Genomic DNA, 248 nt, shown 5'->3' on the forward strand with positions numbered 1-248 from the left:
GCAGACGTGTTTCTTCGAAGTCTGCGACTGCGCACGGGCCCTCGGAGGTCCATACGACGTTGGGGAGGCGAGAAAAAATACCGTCAAGATTGATGGTGTTCGGCTTTTTCATTCGGTGGGAAAGCAGGTGGAGGCGCAGGTAGGAATCCGCAGTGGACTGCGGTTGATCGTCCAGATCTGACCTGCAGGTGACAACCGTGGTGCGAACACCGCGCGCATCATTGTGGCGCTGCATGTGAGTCAGGGTG

1 pseudogene is annotated in these 248 nt (G+C 57.7%); it reads right to left on the minus strand.

The features are described from left to right. Positions 1-248, minus strand: a pseudogene (locus QP415_RS12475) (2,3,4,5-tetrahydropyridine-2,6-dicarboxylate N-succinyltransferase); the annotation flags it as partial.

This window comes from Pauljensenia sp. UMB3104 (genome assembly GCF_030217285.1).
Lineage (GTDB): Bacteria > Actinomycetota > Actinomycetes > Actinomycetales > Actinomycetaceae > Pauljensenia.